We start from the raw sequence: 16,183 nt of genomic DNA, 5'->3' as shown, positions 1-16,183 counted from the left end.
CACCGTCGGGCCGATGCGGGCCGCCCGTACGTTCGTGGCGGGCCTGAAGGCCGACGGGCAGCTCGCCGACGTGGCGCGGGTACGGGCGGAGCTGTTCGGTTCGCTCGGCGCGACCGGGCACGGGCACGGCAGTGACCGGGCGGTGCTGCTGGGGCTGGAGGGGGAGGTCCCGGAGACCGTCGACACCGACTCGGTGGGGCCGCGGGTGGAGCGGATCCGTACGCAGCGGCGGCTCGACCTGTTCGGCAGCCAGGGGATCGACTTCGACCCGGACACGGATCTGGTGCTGCATCGCCGGCGCTCGTTGCCGTACCACCCGAACGGGATGACGTTCGTGGCGTACGACGCGGCCGGGAACGAGGTGCGGACGCGCACGTACTACTCGGTGGGTGGCGGGTTCGTGGTGGACGAGGCGGCGGCCGGGGCGGACCGGATCAAGGCGGACAGCACCCGGGTGAAGCACCCGTTCCTCACCGGCGCGGAACTGCTCGAGGTCACCACCGGCACCGGGCTGTCGATCAGCGAGGTGATGCTCGCCAACGAGCTGGCCTGGCGCAGCGAGGCGGACGTGCGGGCGGGGCTGCTGGAGATCTGGCGCGTGATGCGCGAGTGCGTGGAGAGCGGCTGCACCCGCGACGGCGTACTCCCGGGCGGGTTGAAGGTCCGGCGGCGCGCGGCGGAGATGCGGCGCGGTCTGGAGGCGGAGACAGGCAGCGGGGATCCGCTGCGCGCGATGGACTGGGTGACGTTGTTCGCGCTGGCGGTCAACGAGGAGAACGCGGCCGGCGGGCGGGTGGTCACCGCGCCGACGAACGGCGCCGCCGGGATCATCCCGGCTGTGCTGCACTACTACACCCGGTTCGTGCCGGGCGCCTCCGAGGAGGGCGTGGTCCGGTTCCTGCTGGCGGCGGGCGCGATCGGCGTGCTGTTCAAGGAGAACGCGTCGATCTCCGGGGCCGAGGTGGGCTGCCAGGGCGAGGTGGGTTCGGCGTGTTCGATGGCGGCGGCCGGGCTGGCCGAGGCGCTGGGCGGTACGCCGGAGCAGGTGGAGAACGCCGCCGAGATCGGCATGGAGCACAACCTGGGGCTGACCTGCGACCCGGTGGGCGGCCTGGTGCAGATCCCGTGCATCGAGCGCAACGCGGTGGCGAGCATCAAGGCGATCACCGCGGCCCGGTTGGCGTTGCGCGGCGACGGGGTGCACCACGTGTCGCTGGACAAGGTCATCAAGACCATGCGGGAGACCGGCGCGGACATGAAGGTCAAGTACAAGGAGACCGCGCGGGGCGGGCTCGCCGTCAACGTGATCGAGTGCTGACCCCGTTGGGGTGACCCGGCGCGTGCCCGGGCCGAGGCCGCGACGGACCGAGCGACGATGGTGCGGTGACGTCAGGCGTCGCGGCGCTCTGGTCCGCCCGCACCTCGCTGCGCATCCTGGTCCGCCGGGATCTCGCGGTGAAGTACCAGCAGTCGGTGCTGGGCTACTTCTGGTCGCTGATCGAGCCGCTCGGCATGGGCCTGATCTACTGGTTCGTCTTCGGCGTGCTCTACTCCGGCGCGACCCGGCGGCACCTGGGCGAGGCGGCCGGGTCGTACCCGCTGTTCCTGATCACCGGCATCTTCGCCTGGATGTGGGCGAGTTCGGCGCTGACCGAGGCCGCTAACGCGCTCACCGGGCAGTCCCGGCTGATCACCACGATGAACCTGCCCCGGCCGATCTTCCCGATCGGGCGGGTCGCCGGCCGGTTCGCCGAGTACCTGGCCGGGCTGCCGATCCTGGCCGCCGTCGCGGCGATCTACGCGAGCCAGGGGAAGATCCGCCCCGGCTGGAGCCTGCTCGCCCTGCCGCTGGCGGTGGCGGTGCAGTTCGTGCTGCTGGTGGGTCTGGCGTTGCTGCTGTCGGCGGGCAACGTGCTGATGCGCGACATCGAGCGCACGATGCGGCTGGTCATCCGGCTGCTGTTCTACGCGACCCCGATCATCTATCCGCTCGACCTGGTGCGGGAGTCGGGCATGCCGGGCTGGATCAAGATCGGGTACGAGCTGAACCCGCTGGTCGGGATCTTCCAGCTGCACCATGCGGTCTGGTATCCGGACGAGTTCCCGGACGCCCGGCTGCTCACCATCACGGTGTCCGGCAGCGTGCTGGTGCTGGCGCTGGGCTGGTGGGCGTTCCACCGCCTCGAACCGGCAGTGCTGAAGGAACTCTGAATGGCGCCGATCATCGAGGCGGACGGGCTCGGCATCCGGTTCGTCCGCAACCGGCGCCGCCAGTTGCGGCTGCGGGAGCTGATCGTGCACCGGGGCGCCCGCGACCCGGACGCGGGCCGGTTCTGGCCGCTGCGTGACCTGTCGTTCCGGGTCGAGCCGGGCGAGACGGTGGGCGTGGTGGGGCGCAACGGCACCGGCAAGAGCACGCTGCTGCGGCTGATCGCCGGTGTGCTCATCCCGGACGAGGGCTCGATCCGGGTGCACGGCCGGGTGGCGCCGCTGCTCGAACTGTCCGCCGGGTTCTCCGGCGACCTGACCGGGCGGGAGAACCTCTACCTGGTGGGCGGGCTGCACGGGCTGTCGTCGGCGTACCTGCGGGAACACTTCGACGAGATCGTCTCGTTCGCCGGTGAGCAGGTGGAACGCGCCATCGACACGTCGGTGCGGCACTACTCGTCGGGGATGAAGGTGCGGCTGGGTTTCGCGGTGATCGCGCACCTGCCGCACCCGGTGCTGCTTGTGGACGAGGTGACAGCGGTCGGGGACGCGGAGTTCCGCGCGAAGTGCTATGCGACCATCGAGCGACTTCTCGCGGAAGGGCGCACGCTGGTGCTGGTGTCACACAACGACAAGGACCTCACCCGGTTCTGCCGTCGGGGGCTGTACCTCGACGCCGGACGGCTGATCGTCGACGGGACGATCGACGAGGCGCTGGCGGCCTACGCCGACGCGGCGAAGCGGTGACGCTCGCGATCGTGCTCGCCGCCGACCCGGCGGCGGGCCACCGCAGCGAGCCCGGCTGGCCCGCCGGGGAACCGCTCACCGAGCGCCTGGCCACGCAGTGGCGCCGGGCCGGGGCGGACGACGTGCGCGTCGCCGCCGACCTGACCGAGCTGGCCGACCTGGTGGCCACCGCGACCGGCCCGGTGCTGGTGAGCGGTGCCGACCTGGTGGCGCACACCGCCGTACTCAAGCACCTCGCGACCAGCCCGGTGGGGCCGACGGTGGCGCTGGTGCTCACCGATCCGCCCGCTCCCGGGCAGGCCACCGTGCGCGAGGAGCGCGGGCAGGTGGTCGAGGTCGGCGCCGCCGACGCGAGCGGCGTGTTCGGTGGCGCGCTGCGGGTGGGCGCGGCCGACCTGCCCGCGCTCGCCGACGCCGCCCGCCGCGCCGCGGGCGGCGGGCCGCTGGACGCGGTGGACCGGCTCGTGGCCGACCTCGCCGCGCGGGGCACGCTGATCTTCGCCCAGAGGGTACGTCTGCTCGTGGCACACCGGGTCGGCGACGAGGCGCAGCGGGTGGCGGCCGAGTCGGCGGTGGCCGCCGTCGACGAGGACCGGGCCGAGTTGAAGCTGTCGGTGAAGGAGCGGGACGACTTCTTCACCACGTTCTTCGTCAGCACCTGGTCCCCGTACGTCACCAAGGCGGCGGCACGGATCGGGATCGGCCCGACCGGGGTCACCATGGTCTCGGTGGCGTTCGCGGTGGCCGCGGCGGTGCTGTTCGGCGCCGGTGGACGGCCCGCGCTGGTGGCCGGCGCGATCCTGCTCTACCTGGGTTTCGTGCTCGACTGCGTGGACGGGCAGCTCGCCCGCTACACGCGGCACTTCAGCGCCTGGGGCGGCTGGCTGGACACGATGGCCGACCGCTTCAAGGAGTACGTGGTCTACGCCGGTCTCGGCTTCGGCGCCACGCACGCCGGGTTCCGGTACGGCTGGGCGCTGGCGCTCGCCGCGATGACGTTGCAGACCGTGCGGCACATGACCGACACCTGGTACGGCGCGCTGCACGACGAGGCGGCCCGGCGGCCGAAGGTGGTGAGCGCCGACGCGGGCGGCATCGGCGGGAAGCTGAACGCCGCGTCGACCCGGGTGCAGGCGGACACCGGCTCGGTGTCGTACTGGCTGAAGCGCACGGTGGTGTTCCCGATCGGTGAGCGGTGGGCGCTCATCGCCATCGCCGCCGCGCTGTTCGGGCCGCTGGTGGCGCTGGTCGCGGTGCTGGTCTGGGGGACGCTGGCGTTCGCGTACACCGGGGGGTTGCGGACCTTGCGGGCGCGGTGGATGCGGGTGCCGGTGCTGACCACTGTGGACGCGGGTCTGCACCGCGACGACGGCCTGCTGGCGCGGACGCTGCCGACCGCACGGCGGCCGCTGCTGCTGGCGGTGCTCGGCGCGCTCGGCGCGGCGGGGACGCTGGTGTGGGCGCTGCTCGCGGTGCACGGCGGCGGCGACCTGCCGGTCTGGGTGCCGGTGCTCGCGCTGGTGCTGCTGCTGGGTGCCGCGCAGGGCTCACGGGCGCCGCACGACGGGTCGCTGGACTGGCTGGTGCCTGCTGCGTTGCGGGCCGCCGAGTACCTGTTCGCCATCGCGATCGGCGTGGCGGGCCGGGCGCCGGCCTGGCTGATCTTCGGGTACGTCCTGGTGCTCACGCTGCTGCACTACGACCTGACCGCCAGGCTGGAGAAGCGGCAGGCGGCGCCGCCGCTGCACGCGGCGACGCTGGGCTGGGCGGCACGTTCTGTGTTGCTGGCAATCGGGCTGATCGCCGGATATGCGAGTATCGCTCTGGCTACACTAGGTGCGTACCTTCTCGTGGTTTTTGTCGCGAGCGTGGTCCTCGCCTGGGTGGTCCTGCCGGCCCGCGCCCATGGGGGTGTGCGCTCGCCGGGCTGACGGAGGGCGGGCCGGGGTGACCTTGATCAGCTTCGTCGTGCCGGCCTTCAAGGTGCAGGGCTACCTGCGGGAATGTCTCGACTCGATCCTCGACCAGCCGTTCGTCGACATCGAGGTGATCGGTGTCGACGACGCCTCCCCCGACGACAGTGGCGAGATCCTGGCCGAGTACGCGCTGCGCGACCCCCGGGTCCGCCCGGTACGCCTCGCCGAGAACGTCGGGCTCGGTCCGGCCCGCAACATCGGGCTGGACCGGGCCGTCGGCGAGTACGTGTGGTTCGTCGACGGGGACGACTGGCTGGTGCCCGGCTGCCTGCCGCACGTCGCGGACCGGCTCCGCGACACCGCGCCGGACGTGCTGATCGTCGACCACGTCCGGGCGCACTGGAACAACATCGGCACCCGCAGCGCGATGCGCGACGTGTTCCCCGACCCGCCCGGCGCGACGACGTTCACGCTGCAGGACCGCCCGGAGACGCTGAAGCTGCTGCACACCGCGTGGAACCGGGTGGTACGCCGGGAGTTCCTGCTCGAACGCGGGCTGCGCTTCGAACCGGGCTGGTACGAGGACGTGTCGTTCAGCTATCCGGCGCTGATGGCCGCCGGGCGGATCGGCGTACTCGACCGGATCTGCCTGAACTACCGGCAGCGCCGCACCGGCGCGATCACGAAGACCCGGGGGGACCGGCACTTCGAGGTCTTCGCCCAGTGGCACCGGGTGTTCGGGCTGATGGACCGCTGGAGGGTGACCGGGCTGCGACCGGCGGTCTTCGAGCGGATGATCTGGCACTACCTGACGGTGCTCGGCAACGGCGACCGGATCGCGCCCGAGCTGCGGGCGCCGTTCTTCGCCCAGATGCACGCCGACTACGTGCGGTTCCTGCCGCCCGAGGGCTACCCGGTTCCGCCCGGCGCGGAAGGGCTCAAGCACCGGCTGGTGGCGGCCGGGCGCTGGCGGACGTTCAGCGCGTTGCGCGAGGCGCACCAGGCGGGGGAGACGGCCCGGCGGACCGCGCGGCGGGCCCGGCGACGGGTGACGCCGGTGGTGCGGCGTACCGCCCGGCGGGCCCGTGACCTGGCGCTCGGCGAGTACTACCGGGCCGAGCTGCACCGGCCGATCGACCCGACGCTCGCCGTGTACGCGGCCTATTGGTACCGGGGCTACTCGTGCAACCCGGCGGCGATCTACGAGGCCGCCCGCCGGCTCGCACCGCAGGTACGTGGCGTGTGGATCGTCCGCCGCGACCGGGTGGCCACGCTGCCACCAGGTGTCGAGTACGTGGTGGCCGGCAGCCGCGAGTACCACCGCGTGCTGGCCCGCGCCCGCTGGCTCGTCAACAACGTCAACTTCCCGGACTTCGTCCGCAAGCGGCAGGGCTCGGTGCACGTGCAGACCCACCACGGCACGCCGGTCAAGGTGATGGGCCTGGACCAGCAGCGCTACCCGGTGGGCGCGATGGGGATGAACTTCGCCGGCCTGCTGCGCCGCGTGGACCGCTGGGACTACAGCATCACCTCGAACAGCTTCTCCACCCAGATGTGGGAGCGGGCGTACCCGGCGGACTACACCACGCTGGAGGTCGGCTACCCGCGCAACGACCGGCTGGCGCTGGCCACCGCCGAGGACCGCGGCCAGGTCCGCGCCGCGCTGGGCATCGCGCCCGACGAGTACGTGGTGCTCTACGCGCCGACGCACCGCGAGCACCTGCCCGGGTGGCGGCCACCGTTCGACCCGGACCGGATGCTCGACGTCCTCGGGCCCCGGGGCCGGCTGCTGATGCGCAGCCACTACTTCCACGACCGGGAGCGGCATCCCCGGGGACCGGCGGCGGACGGCGTGCTGGACGTGAGCGCGTACGAGCGGGTGGAGGACCTCTACCTGGCCGCGGACGTGCTGGTCACCGACTATTCCTCGGCGATGTTCGACTACGCCGTGCTGGACCGGCCGATAGTGGTCTACGCGCCGGACTGGGACGCCTACCGGGTCGCCCGGGGCGTCTACTTCGACCTGCTGGCCGAGCCGCCGGGCGCCGTCGCGCGGGACTTCCCCGGGCTGCTCGACGTGTTCCGTTCCGGCGCCGTCGACGACGAGGACGCCGAGCGGGCCCGGGCGGCGTTCCGATCGCGGTTCTGCGCGCTCGACGACGGGCACGCCGCCGAGCGCGTGGTGCGCCGTGTGTTCCTCGGCGAAACGCCGTGAAAGGGGTTACCGGCAGGTCACTTAACTGCGGAGCCCGGCGAATACCGCTTAATAGGACTGTCACGAGACGAACATGGCACGTTTACCCGATGTGCGAATCAGATGATCCTGGTCACAGTCATTCCCGGGTTTGGGGCGAGGAACTGGGGAGGTGACGGTGGCGACCGTCGCGCTCAAGGATGTCACCAAGGTGTTCCCGGATGGAACAGTCGCGGTCGACACCATCAATCTGGACGTCAACGACGGCGAGTTCATGGTGCTGCTCGGCCCGTCGGGCTGCGGGAAATCGACAGTGCTGCGCATGGTCGCCGGGCTGGAGGACCCGTCCTCCGGCGCCATCATGCTCGGCGGTGAACTGGCGAACGACCTGCCACCACGCGACCGGAAGATCGCCATGGTCTTCCAGGACTTCGCGCTCTATCCGCACATGACGGTCGGCGACAACATCGGCTTCCCGCTGCGCCTGAGCGGCGTCGAGCCCGTACCGCGTGGCGAGCGGATCCAGGACGTGGCGAGCGCGCTCGGCATCGGCGACGTCCTCGGGCGCAAGCCCAGCCAGCTCTCCGGCGGCCAGCGGCAGCGGGTCGCCATGGGGCGGGCGATAGTGCGCCGGCCCGGCCTGTTCCTGATGGACGAGCCACTCTCCAACCTGGACAGCGGGTTGCGCGCCGAACTGCGGGCGGAGATCTCCGGCCTCACCCGCGAACTGGGCGTCACCACCATCTACGTCACCCACGACCAGGCCGAGGCGCTGACCATGGCCGACCGCGTCGCCATCATGCGCAAGGGCGTGCTCCAGGACGTGGGCACCCCCACCCAGGTGTACGGCCGGCCCGCGACGCTCTACGTCGCCGCGTTCCTGGGCAGCCCCCGGATGAACCTGCTGGAGGCGTCGGTCTACGTCCACCTCGACCGGTACGTCGCGCTGAACCTCGGTGAGCAGTCGCTCTACCTGCCCTGGGACGACATCCGCAGCCGGGCGGTGGCGCACTACCACGGTGAGCGGATCGTGGTCGGCATGCGCGCCGAGGCGCTCACCCCGGTCGCCCCGGACACCGCCGGTGACGTGCTGCACGGGCGCATCCGCTACCTGGAGCACCACGGTCACGAGTCGCTCGCGTTCCTCGACATCGGCGCCACCGCGATCGTGGTCGACGAGATGGGCACCCCGGTCGAGCAGGCCGCACCGGGCCAGCGCGGCCTGCGCCGGTTCAACCAGGTGATGCAGCGGCTCACCGGCCGCGCGACGGAGTCGTCGGCCCCGGCCCCCGAGGCGGGCGGGGGCGGCGGCAACCGCACGAGCGTGCTGCCCGACCCGGGCCGCCACCACCGTCGTCCGGCGGAACTGGCGGTACGGCTCGCGCCGTACCCGCAGGTGTCGCCCGGGCACCCGCTCGCCGTGCAGGTGCGGATGGACGCGCTGCACTTCTTCGACGAGCGCGGCGACCGCATCGACGTCGGCTGGCGGTGAAAGGAGGGGCACCCTATTAACGCCTCCGGTAGAGGAAGGGCCCCTTATTGACAGTCACCGCCCGGAGGGACGGGCGGGTGACGGCGATACGGGCCCCAGGCGACGAAGCGGGCGAACATGTCGGCCGGGGCCGGCGCGTCGTTCGGGTTCAGCCGGTAGAGGTCGCGTGTGGCCTCGTACAGCAGCCCGCACAGGTAGATGGACAGCCCGATCCGGTTGTCCTCGTACTCGCTGCGCAGCAGCAGGCGGGCCATCGGGCACGGCCACGGCTGGCCGCAGGCCCGGCAACACCACATCGGGCGCAGCGGCGTGTGCGGGGTGGCGTGCGACGGGTACGGCCGGGGGCGATCCGGCCTGGGCCCGTCCGGCGGCTGCCCGAGCTGGTGGCTGATCACCGGCGCTCCTCGTGGTGGCCGTCTCCCGGGCGCTGCTCCGGGGTGGTCCGATGGCCGCCGCTGTTCCCGCGCTGCTCCGGTACGGACCAGCGACCGCCGTTGGCCCGCCACTGCTGGGCCGGGGTGAGGTTGCCGACCCGGCCGGGGCCCATCGTCGGTAGTGGACGCGTGGGCTGCCGCATCCACTCCGGCAGGTTGTCGCCCCGTACCCGGTGGGGCAGTGTCGGTGCCAACGCACCCCGGCAGCGGAACCAGTGCAGTCGCACGGCGCAACTCCTCTCGGTAGCGGGAACCGGACGAATTCGGCTCCACTGCGTGACAGTCTCGTCACCGCGCCGCTAGGGTCGAAAGGCGTTCCACCCCCACCTTCCTGGCCGTCCTACCGGCCGTCTTTCCGTGTGCAGCCGTGTGCAGAGGTGTGCAGATGATCCGTGTGCCGTTGTGGGAACTGTTCGCCGGTGAGCTACGCCGGTTACGTACCGATGCGGGGCTGACCCAGGAGGCGCTGGGCGAGCGGGTGAGCTATTCGGCGTCGCTGGTGGCGGCCGTCGAGCAGTGCCGCCGAGCGCCGCGCGCCGAGTTCACCGAGCGCTGCGACGAGGTGCTGAACGGCGGCGGCCTGCTGGTGCGGATCCGGGACGCGCTGATGCAGGAGGCGCTGATGCCGTGGTTCCGCGAGTGGGTGAGCATCGAGCAGGAGGCGACGGCGCTGCGCAGTTACGAGCCACTCGTGGTGCCCGGATTGCTGCAGACCGAGGGGTACGCCCGAGCCCTCTACGAAGGGGCCGCGCAGTTCGTCGGCGAGGTTGTCGAACAGCAGGTGGCCGCCCGGCTGGCCCGGCAGGCGGTGCTGGACGGCCCGACGCCGCCGCAGTTCGTGGTGGTGCTCGACCACGCGGTGCTGGCTCGCCCGGTCGGCGGGCCGAAGGTGATGCGGGAGCAGTTGGAGCACCTGATCGAGATGGCGCGGCGGCCCCGGGTGCACCTGCACCTGGTGCCGGAGACGGTCGGTGCCTATCCGGGGCTCAACGGTGCTTTCGTGCTCGCGACCCCGGCTGACGGCGACGATCTGGGCTATCTGGATAACCCGTTGCACGGCACAATCGTGGAGCGCACGGTGGACGTGAACTCACTGCGGCAGACGTGGGAGTCCATTCGGGCGGAGGCGATGCCGCACGGGGCGACCCTGGCGGCGATCACGGAGGCGGCGAAACGATGGAGTTGACCGGCGCGATCTGGCGCAAGAGCACCCGCAGCAGCGGTAACGGCGGCAACTGCGTCGAGGTGGCGGACAACCTGCCCGATGTGGTGGGGGTGCGGGACAGCAAGGACCGGCAGGGGCCGGCGCTGACGTTCACGCCGTCGAGCTGGGCGGCGTTCGTCGCGTACACCAAACGGGCGTGAGCGACGTACCGGATCTCGGTCCGCCGCCACGGCGCACCGCCGTCGGGGTGGAGCAGGTGCGTCGCCTGGTCGCCGACCAGTTCCCGCACCTGACCGACCTCCGGATCGAACCGGTCGCCAACGGCGGCTGGGACAACTGGACCTTCCACCTCGGCCCCGAGCTGCTGGTGCGCCTGCCCAGCGCTGCCGAGTACGCCCTGGCTGTCGAGAAGGAACACCTGTGGCTCCCGGCCCTCGCCGCTCGGCTGCCGCTACCCATCCCCGCACCGCTGGCGAAGGGCGAGCCGGGTGCGGGCTACCCGTATCCGTGGTCGATCTACCGCTGGCTCGACGGCGAGACCGCGGGCGTGGACCGGATCGCCGACCCGGTGCGGTTCGCCCTCGACCTGGCCGGATTCCTCGCGGCCCTGCAGGACGTCGACGCCGCCGGTGGACCGCAGCCGGGCGTCCACAACTGGTTCCGGGGCGGCACGCTGCGCACGTACGACAAGAAGGTCGAGGATGCGCTCGTGGCGCTGGACGGCCACGTCGATGCCGAGCTGGTGCGCGAGGTCTGGGCGCGGGCGGTAGGCGCCCGCTGGGGCGGGGTGGACCGCTGGTTCCACGGCGACATCGCCCCGGGGAACCTGCTGCTCGCGCGCGGCCGGCTGGCGGCCGTCATCGACTTCGGGACATGCGGCGTCGGTGACCCGGCCTGCGACCTGGCGATCGCCTGGACGTTGCTGACCGCCGAGGGCCGGGCCGCGTTCCGCGAGCGGCTGTCGGTGGATGACGCGACGTGGACGCGCGGACGTGGCTGGGCGCTCTGGAAGACGCTGTCCACCTACTCCCGCACCTTCGACGACCCCGAGGACGCGGAGGAGTCAGCCGAGGCGCTACGCATTCTCGGGGAGATGTTCGCCGAATAGGCGGCCGGTCTCTCAACCGGCGGCTGTGGTCCCCTTCTCCGGCGCGAACGGCCACTCCTCGAACGACGCGCACCTGCCGTCCTCGGCGAACCGCATGATCCAGAGATCGCGCCACTCCTGGTGGACGGGGTCGCCGTACCGGACCTGCACACGTGCCACAGCGGTGTCGCCGTCGACCGCGACGACCTCCGATGTCATCTCGAAGACCTCGCCGGGCCCGTCGCGCTCGCTGTCCCACATGCGGGTGATGGCGGGCAGGCCGACGACCGGATCCCGGTACGGCCCCTGCCGGTAGCTCGCGTCGGCCGTGAACATCGTGCCGAGCGCCGCCGTTCCCGGTGTGCGCCACGCCTGCTCGTACGCCGCGATCCAGGCGGCCACCCGATTCCTGTCCATGGCTGCCAGCCTGCCATCCGGGTGGGTCCGGGTCTCCCAGATCGGCTGCCGGGGATCGTCGTTGTGCACGACGACGTGGGCGTGCTCGGCCGGGCGGGCCGTGGCGAAGTAGAGCCGCTGGGCGGGCAGGTAACGCTCCCGCCAGCGCCGTTCCACGTCGGCTCTCGTTGACACGCGGCTCTCCCGGACCACCGCACGCTCCACGGTACGGTCCAGCGCTGTCGACACGAACACGCGCAGCTCCCACCGGTCGACCAGTTCCGGGCGCAGGAGGAAGACGCCGTCGAACACCAGCACGGCGTCGGCGGGGGCGGTGGTGAGCGGCGGGGACAGCACCGCGTCGGAGGCGTGGTCGTAGACCGCGTGCCGGAAGCGCCGGTCGCCGCCCGGGCCGAGCGGATCGAGCAGCACCCGCTTCAGCGTCCCGTGATCGTGGGTGTCGACGTAGCAGCCCTGCGCCGAGAACTCGCCGCGTCGGTAGCGCCGCTCCCGGGGGAAGAGGAAGTCGTCTACTGTCGCCCGGATGACGTACCGGCCGCGGGCGCGCAGGACGGCGGCCAGCTCGTCGGCGAGCGTGGTCTTGCCGGCGGCGGGCGGCCCGTCGACGGCGACCCGCGTCGGGTGCGCCACGGTGACGGACCCGACCGCGTCGGCCAGGAGGTCGATCAGCTGATCGCGGCGGGGACAAATGGATTGCCCCCGCGCCGGGCCGGGAGTTTGACTGCCGTCCATGCCGTCCCCCTCACCGGTCTTCGTCGCGGGCACTGGCCGTTCGGGCACGTCGCGGATCGCCGACGTCATCGGTCAGCATCCGCTGATCCACCGGATCCCGATGGAGACCAAGTTCCTCGTCGAACCGGGCGGCCTGCGGGACCTGGCCGACGCGCTCACCGACCGGTACGACCCCATCGTCGGTGAGGACGCGCTGCACCGGCTGAGCGACTTCCTCACCGTACGCGTGCCCGGGCGGCGTGACGACCGTGGCAAGACCGTGCCCGAGCTGGTCGGCGTGGGCCGGTACCGGGACGCCGTACACCGGCTCTGGCCGCAGGTCATCGCGCACGCCTTCGAGGAGCCCGCGCCCGCGGAGGGCTTCGGCGACGGCGACCGGCCCGCCGGACCGTTCGGGCCGGCCAGCCGACGGCGGGTCGTGCCGAGGTACTTCAGTGAGCGGAGCGAACTGATCGGCGTCCTGCGGAGCCTGGTCGACACCCTGTTCGGCGGGGCGGCGGCCGACGCGGGCAAGCCGACCTGGTGCGAGAAGACGCCGTTCAACCTGTTCGCCATGGACTTCCTCTGGGAACTGGTGCCCGAGGCGACGATCGTGCACATCAAGCGTCACCCGGTCTCGGTGCTCGCCTCCCACCTGGCCCAGCCGTGGGCGCCGTCCACTGTCGACGGGACGCTCGCCTACCTGCTGCCGGTCTACGACAGGTGGCTGGCCTGGAGGAACACGGCCGACCTGACGACCCGGCGATACGTCGAGGTGAAGGCGGAGGACCTGGCGGCCGACTGGCCCGGGCAGCGGCGGGTCCTGTTCGAGCGGCTGGGCGTGGAGGACGCCGTCACCGCGTCGACGTTCCAGGCGGACAGGCTGGCGCACCGCGACGACCAGTTCGACGCCGACACCCGCGCGTACGTCGAGCGGGAACTGGGCGAGATCATCCCCGCGATGGGATACGAGTGACGGCCGAGAGACCTCAGCAGGAGCCGGCGCGATCGATCGGGACCATCAGGGCGGCGCTCACTGCGAGCCCCAGTACGGCGACCGCCAACCACGGCCAGGCGTTCCGGACGTGCGGCCGGGTACCTACCCGGGCCACGACGACGGAGAGGACCGCCGCCGCCGTCATCGCCAGGACCAGCAGGGCGTACGCGTTCCTCGCCGCCTGCGCCGAAGCGTAGGTGTCACCGTCGCACGGCGCCGAGGGCGCCAGGAGCGGGATGCAACTGAGGCAGCTCGCGACGACGAGCAGTGTGCCCAGCACGGTCACCAGAGTCGCTGCCGCCCTCGCCGCACGGGATCGCATCGACTGGACAGTAGGGCCCGAAGATCTCGAAGGTGACACGACCGGGCGACGGCAGATCAGGTGTCACGCCTTGTGGCCCAGTTCGCGGAGCACGCCGTGGCGGCGCAGCGCCCACCCCAGACGCCGTGCGCTGGGGTGTCTGACGAACAGCACCGCCGCCCGGCGGATCAGCCCGAACCGGTTGTCGCTCATCTGGTCGTCTACCGCCCGCCAGATCAGCTCACGGACGCCGGCGCTGTCCAGCATCGCCCGTACCTCGTGGCGTACCCGGGGATCCTCGGCCGCGGACGTGACGGCGGTGACCAGGCCGGGCCGGTCGGCGAGCGGCTCCACCGCCGCGGCGACGAGCGGCCGGCGTACGGTGTCCCGCTCCAGCAGCAGCAACACCGCCTCCCGGACCTCGGTGCTGTCGAGCCCGGATCGCAGCAGGCCCAGCGCGCTCCGCTCGACCTCGCCGTCGCGGTCCGGAAGGGACAGCGCGGCCAGCAGCACCGTCACCTCGTCGAGGTCGACGAGGTGACGCAGCCCGTCGCGGAACTCCGGCAGCGCCCACGCCACCGTCAGCCCGCGCGCGAGATCGCAGTTCATGGGCCACTCGCTACCCGGAGCGGGCAGCCTCCGAAACGCCGCTGAGCTGATCCATCGGGCCGGACAGCGCCGTGGCATGGACCTTGGTTTACAACCGTTCACCTGAGCCGGTCGTATTGGCAGCCTCGGTCGCGAGAACGACCGGCATGGCCGGATAGGGGTCGCTGATCGGCTTGCGCTGAGCATGGACCCGTTCCCGCACCAACACCAGCGTGGGGCCGGCGACGTAGTGCCTTCCCCGCCGTTCGCCACGTGCTTCCAGCAGCCCGTGCTCAACAAGGTTGGCCAGATCACGAGATGCGGTCCGATCCTCGACATCGGCAAGTTTGACGTACCCGGAGCGGCGGATGCGATAGCCCAGGACTGCCTCGTAGAGCAGATCGGTCACCCGCTCAGGGAGCCTTTTGTCGGCAACGATCGCGTCCAGCTCCGACCAGATGCCGGACGCCTCATCGAAGCGGCGCGCGACGGTCTGCGCCTGCATGTGATGGGCGCGCAGGTTGAACGACACCCAGAGGTGCGCCGAACCCTCGGGGTTCCAGCGGCCACGTCCGGTAACCGCCAGCACTCGGTAGTAGTCCTCGGTGTTGCTGCCCAGCCATTCCTCAATGCTGGAAAAGGCCGGCTCAATGATCGCACGACGGGAGAGCACCAGCGTCTGAAGGGCGCGTGCCATACGCCCGTTGCCATCACGGAACGGGTGGATCATCACCAGGTTCAGATGCGCCATGGCTGCTTTGACGAGCGGCGAGGCGGTGACGTCCGACCGTAGATCCTCGGCTAGTTCCTCCATGAGGTGAGGCACGTGGTCGGCGTCCGCGCCCTCATACACCCGCTCATCGGTCCGCTCATCGTGCACGTAGATCGGGCCCTTGCGGTATTGCCCCGGGCTCTTGCTCAGATCGTGCGAGAGCATCATGTAGTGCATGCTGCGAATCGCCGACGTATCGAAGCGGAAGTGTGGATCCCCGGCGGTTTGCAGCACGTATCCCAGAGCCTGCCGGTAGCCCCGGATCTCAGCGAAGGTCCGGTCGTCGGCGCTCAACGGCTCCTCGCCGTCAAGCGCGGCGGCGGCGTCGTCCTCGGCGACCACGTAGCCCTCGATGCTGTTGGAGCCGAGAATCGCGCGGGCCAACATCGTGCGCCGGAGGCCACCGGTCCACCGGCGAGGGGTGCGCAGGACATCGGCGAGCATGCGGCGCATGTCATGCACCTCGGCCAGCACGGTCTCGTCGTGATCACTGAGTACTGGGGTGGCGTAGATCATCTTATGTCCCATTGTCTCTTAGTAAGAGACAAGCTTAGCGGCAGACCGCGAGGATGTCGCTTAGTTAGTGACATTAGGTCACGGTGGCCTGGCGTCTTGCCGGGAAAGTTACTGGCGAGTAGCGTTCGGGCATGAGCATCGACTCTCGCCAGGTGGCGGCCGGTCTCCTCGACGCCGTGCCGTTCGCCCGCACGCTCGGAATCGAGTTCGTCGAGGTGGCGCCCGAGGCCGAGGGCGGGGTCCGGGCCGTGGTCCGGCTCCCCGACGACCCGGCGCACCACAACCACGTGGGCGGCCCGCACGCCGGAGCCATGTTCACGCTGGGGGAGACCGCCTCGGGCGCGGTTGTTCTGGCCGCGTTCGGGCAGGTGCTCGACCGGGCCGTACCCCTGGCCGTGACCGCGACCATCCGCTACCTCAAGGTGGCGATGGGGCCGGTGCTGGCGACGGCGCGGCTCGGCGGCGTACCCGCCGAGGTGCTTGCGGAGCTGGACGCCGGACGGCGGCCGGAGTTCCCGGTCGAGGTGGAGGTCCACACCGAGGACGGCACGCTCACCTCCTCGCTCACCGTGATCTGGACGCTGCGCCCGAACCGCTGAGCGCCGAATGGTGTTTGCCCGGTGCGAGCGCTGGATAGA

Annotated in this window: 17 protein-coding genes and 1 pseudogene; 11 read left to right on the top strand and 7 right to left on the bottom strand. The window is 71.4% G+C overall.

Annotated features, from left to right (window positions below; translation table 11 throughout):
- The 6 genes from SM452_RS26840 to SM452_RS26815 form a co-directional block, all read left to right on the top strand.
- Nucleotides 1-1,318: L-serine ammonia-lyase (locus tag SM452_RS26840; RefSeq protein ID WP_463840955.1), on the top strand; the 1,318-nt coding region annotated here is incomplete at its 5' end.
- 65 nt (nucleotides 1,319-1,383) lie between these two features.
- The gene (locus SM452_RS26835; RefSeq protein WP_357207419.1) at nucleotides 1,384-2,211 is read left to right on the top strand and encodes an ABC transporter permease; all 828 of its coding nucleotides are present in this window, start codon (nucleotides 1,384-1,386) and stop codon (nucleotides 2,209-2,211) included.
- Nucleotides 2,212-2,955, top strand: a complete 744-nt coding sequence (locus SM452_RS26830; protein ID WP_013283732.1) for an ABC transporter ATP-binding protein — start codon at nucleotides 2,212-2,214, stop codon at nucleotides 2,953-2,955.
- Nucleotides 2,952-4,886 carry a DUF5941 domain-containing protein gene (locus tag SM452_RS26825; protein ID WP_463840954.1) on the top strand — a complete coding sequence of 645 codons (1,935 nt, stop codon included), beginning with the start codon at nucleotides 2,952-2,954 and terminating at the stop codon, nucleotides 4,884-4,886. Before SM452_RS26830 ends, SM452_RS26825 begins: the two co-directional genes overlap by 4 nt.
- 16 nt (nucleotides 4,887-4,902) lie before the next feature.
- On the top strand, nucleotides 4,903-7,086 hold the full coding sequence (locus SM452_RS26820) for a bifunctional glycosyltransferase/CDP-glycerol:glycerophosphate glycerophosphotransferase (RefSeq protein WP_463840953.1): 2,184 nt from the start codon (nucleotides 4,903-4,905) through the stop codon (nucleotides 7,084-7,086).
- A 157-nt stretch (nucleotides 7,087-7,243) separates the two neighbouring features.
- Nucleotides 7,244-8,557 (top strand): ABC transporter ATP-binding protein, encoded by a 1,314-nt coding sequence (locus tag SM452_RS26815; protein ID WP_135242986.1) that lies wholly within the window; start codon nucleotides 7,244-7,246, stop codon nucleotides 8,555-8,557.
- Nucleotides 8,558-8,601: 44 nt separating this feature from the next.
- Here SM452_RS26815 and SM452_RS26810 read toward each other — a convergent pair whose 3' ends face one another.
- Both SM452_RS26810 and SM452_RS26805 read right to left on the bottom strand, forming a co-directional pair.
- Nucleotides 8,602-8,952 carry a hypothetical protein gene (locus SM452_RS26810; protein WP_463840952.1) on the bottom strand — a complete coding sequence of 117 codons (351 nt, stop codon included), beginning with the start codon at nucleotides 8,950-8,952 and terminating at the stop codon, nucleotides 8,602-8,604.
- The gene (locus SM452_RS26805; protein ID WP_463840951.1) at nucleotides 8,949-9,218 is read right to left on the bottom strand and encodes a hypothetical protein; all 270 of its coding nucleotides are present in this window, start codon (nucleotides 9,216-9,218) and stop codon (nucleotides 8,949-8,951) included. Before SM452_RS26805 ends, SM452_RS26810 begins: the two co-directional genes overlap by 4 nt.
- A gap of 158 nt (nucleotides 9,219-9,376) precedes the next feature.
- Here SM452_RS26805 and SM452_RS26800 point away from each other — a divergent pair, with 158 nt between their 5' ends.
- Genes SM452_RS26800 through SM452_RS26790 form a run of 3 tightly spaced genes read left to right on the top strand, consistent with a single transcriptional unit; the run spans nucleotide 9,377 to nucleotide 11,264 of the window.
- Complete coding sequence (locus SM452_RS26800) at nucleotides 9,377-10,177, top strand: helix-turn-helix domain-containing protein (RefSeq protein ID WP_355510412.1); 801 nt, start codon at nucleotides 9,377-9,379, stop codon at nucleotides 10,175-10,177.
- Complete coding sequence (locus tag SM452_RS26795; RefSeq protein WP_355510409.1) at nucleotides 10,168-10,356, top strand: DUF397 domain-containing protein; 189 nt, start codon at nucleotides 10,168-10,170, stop codon at nucleotides 10,354-10,356. Before SM452_RS26800 ends, SM452_RS26795 begins: the two co-directional genes overlap by 10 nt.
- Nucleotides 10,353-11,264, top strand: a complete 912-nt coding sequence (locus SM452_RS26790) for an aminoglycoside phosphotransferase family protein (protein ID WP_463840950.1) — start codon at nucleotides 10,353-10,355, stop codon at nucleotides 11,262-11,264. The genes SM452_RS26795 and SM452_RS26790 overlap by 4 nt, the downstream gene beginning before the upstream one ends.
- Nucleotides 11,265-11,276: 12 nt before the next feature.
- Here the strand turns inward: SM452_RS26790 and SM452_RS26785 are convergent, their stop codons facing one another.
- Entirely contained in the window at nucleotides 11,277-11,660 is a 384-nt protein-coding gene (locus SM452_RS26785; protein WP_262015931.1) for a YybH family protein, read from the bottom strand.
- Between the two features lie 27 nt (nucleotides 11,661-11,687).
- A pseudogene (locus SM452_RS26780) lies at nucleotides 11,688-12,392 on the bottom strand (cytidylate kinase family protein); the annotation flags it as partial.
- On the opposite strand from SM452_RS26780, the gene SM452_RS26775 reads away from it, so the two are divergent.
- Nucleotides 12,391-13,347 carry a sulfotransferase family protein gene (locus SM452_RS26775; RefSeq protein WP_463840949.1) on the top strand — a complete coding sequence of 319 codons (957 nt, stop codon included), beginning with the start codon at nucleotides 12,391-12,393 and terminating at the stop codon, nucleotides 13,345-13,347. The pseudogene SM452_RS26780 and the gene SM452_RS26775 sit on opposite strands and share 2 nt — an antisense overlap.
- A 13-nt stretch (nucleotides 13,348-13,360) precedes the next feature.
- On the opposite strand, the gene SM452_RS26770 is transcribed toward SM452_RS26775, so the two are convergent.
- The 3 genes from SM452_RS26770 to SM452_RS26760 all read right to left on the bottom strand — a co-directional run bounded on the left by SM452_RS26770 (nucleotide 13,361) and on the right by SM452_RS26760 (nucleotide 15,545).
- Nucleotides 13,361-13,648: a hypothetical protein gene (locus tag SM452_RS26770; RefSeq protein ID WP_355510401.1), complete on the bottom strand. Its 288-nt coding sequence runs from the start codon at nucleotides 13,646-13,648 to the stop codon at nucleotides 13,361-13,363.
- 105 nt (nucleotides 13,649-13,753) lie between these two features.
- Nucleotides 13,754-14,278, bottom strand: a complete 525-nt coding sequence (locus SM452_RS26765; RefSeq protein WP_355510398.1) for a hypothetical protein — start codon at nucleotides 14,276-14,278, stop codon at nucleotides 13,754-13,756.
- A gap of 88 nt (nucleotides 14,279-14,366) precedes the next feature.
- Entirely contained in the window at nucleotides 14,367-15,545 is a 1,179-nt protein-coding gene (locus SM452_RS26760; RefSeq protein ID WP_355510395.1) for a Fic family protein, read from the bottom strand.
- Nucleotides 15,546-15,676: 131 nt separating this feature from the next.
- Between SM452_RS26760 and SM452_RS26755 the strand changes: the two genes are divergently transcribed.
- Nucleotides 15,677-16,144, top strand: a complete 468-nt coding sequence (locus SM452_RS26755; protein WP_262015889.1) for a DUF4442 domain-containing protein — start codon at nucleotides 15,677-15,679, stop codon at nucleotides 16,142-16,144.
- Nucleotides 16,145-16,183 lie beyond the last annotated feature (39 nt).

The sequence above is a fragment of the Micromonospora sp. SYSU B005 genome, assembly GCF_055362685.1.
Note: the sequence above shows the minus strand (reverse complement) of the source record. Positions and strands in the feature narration are given on the sequence as shown.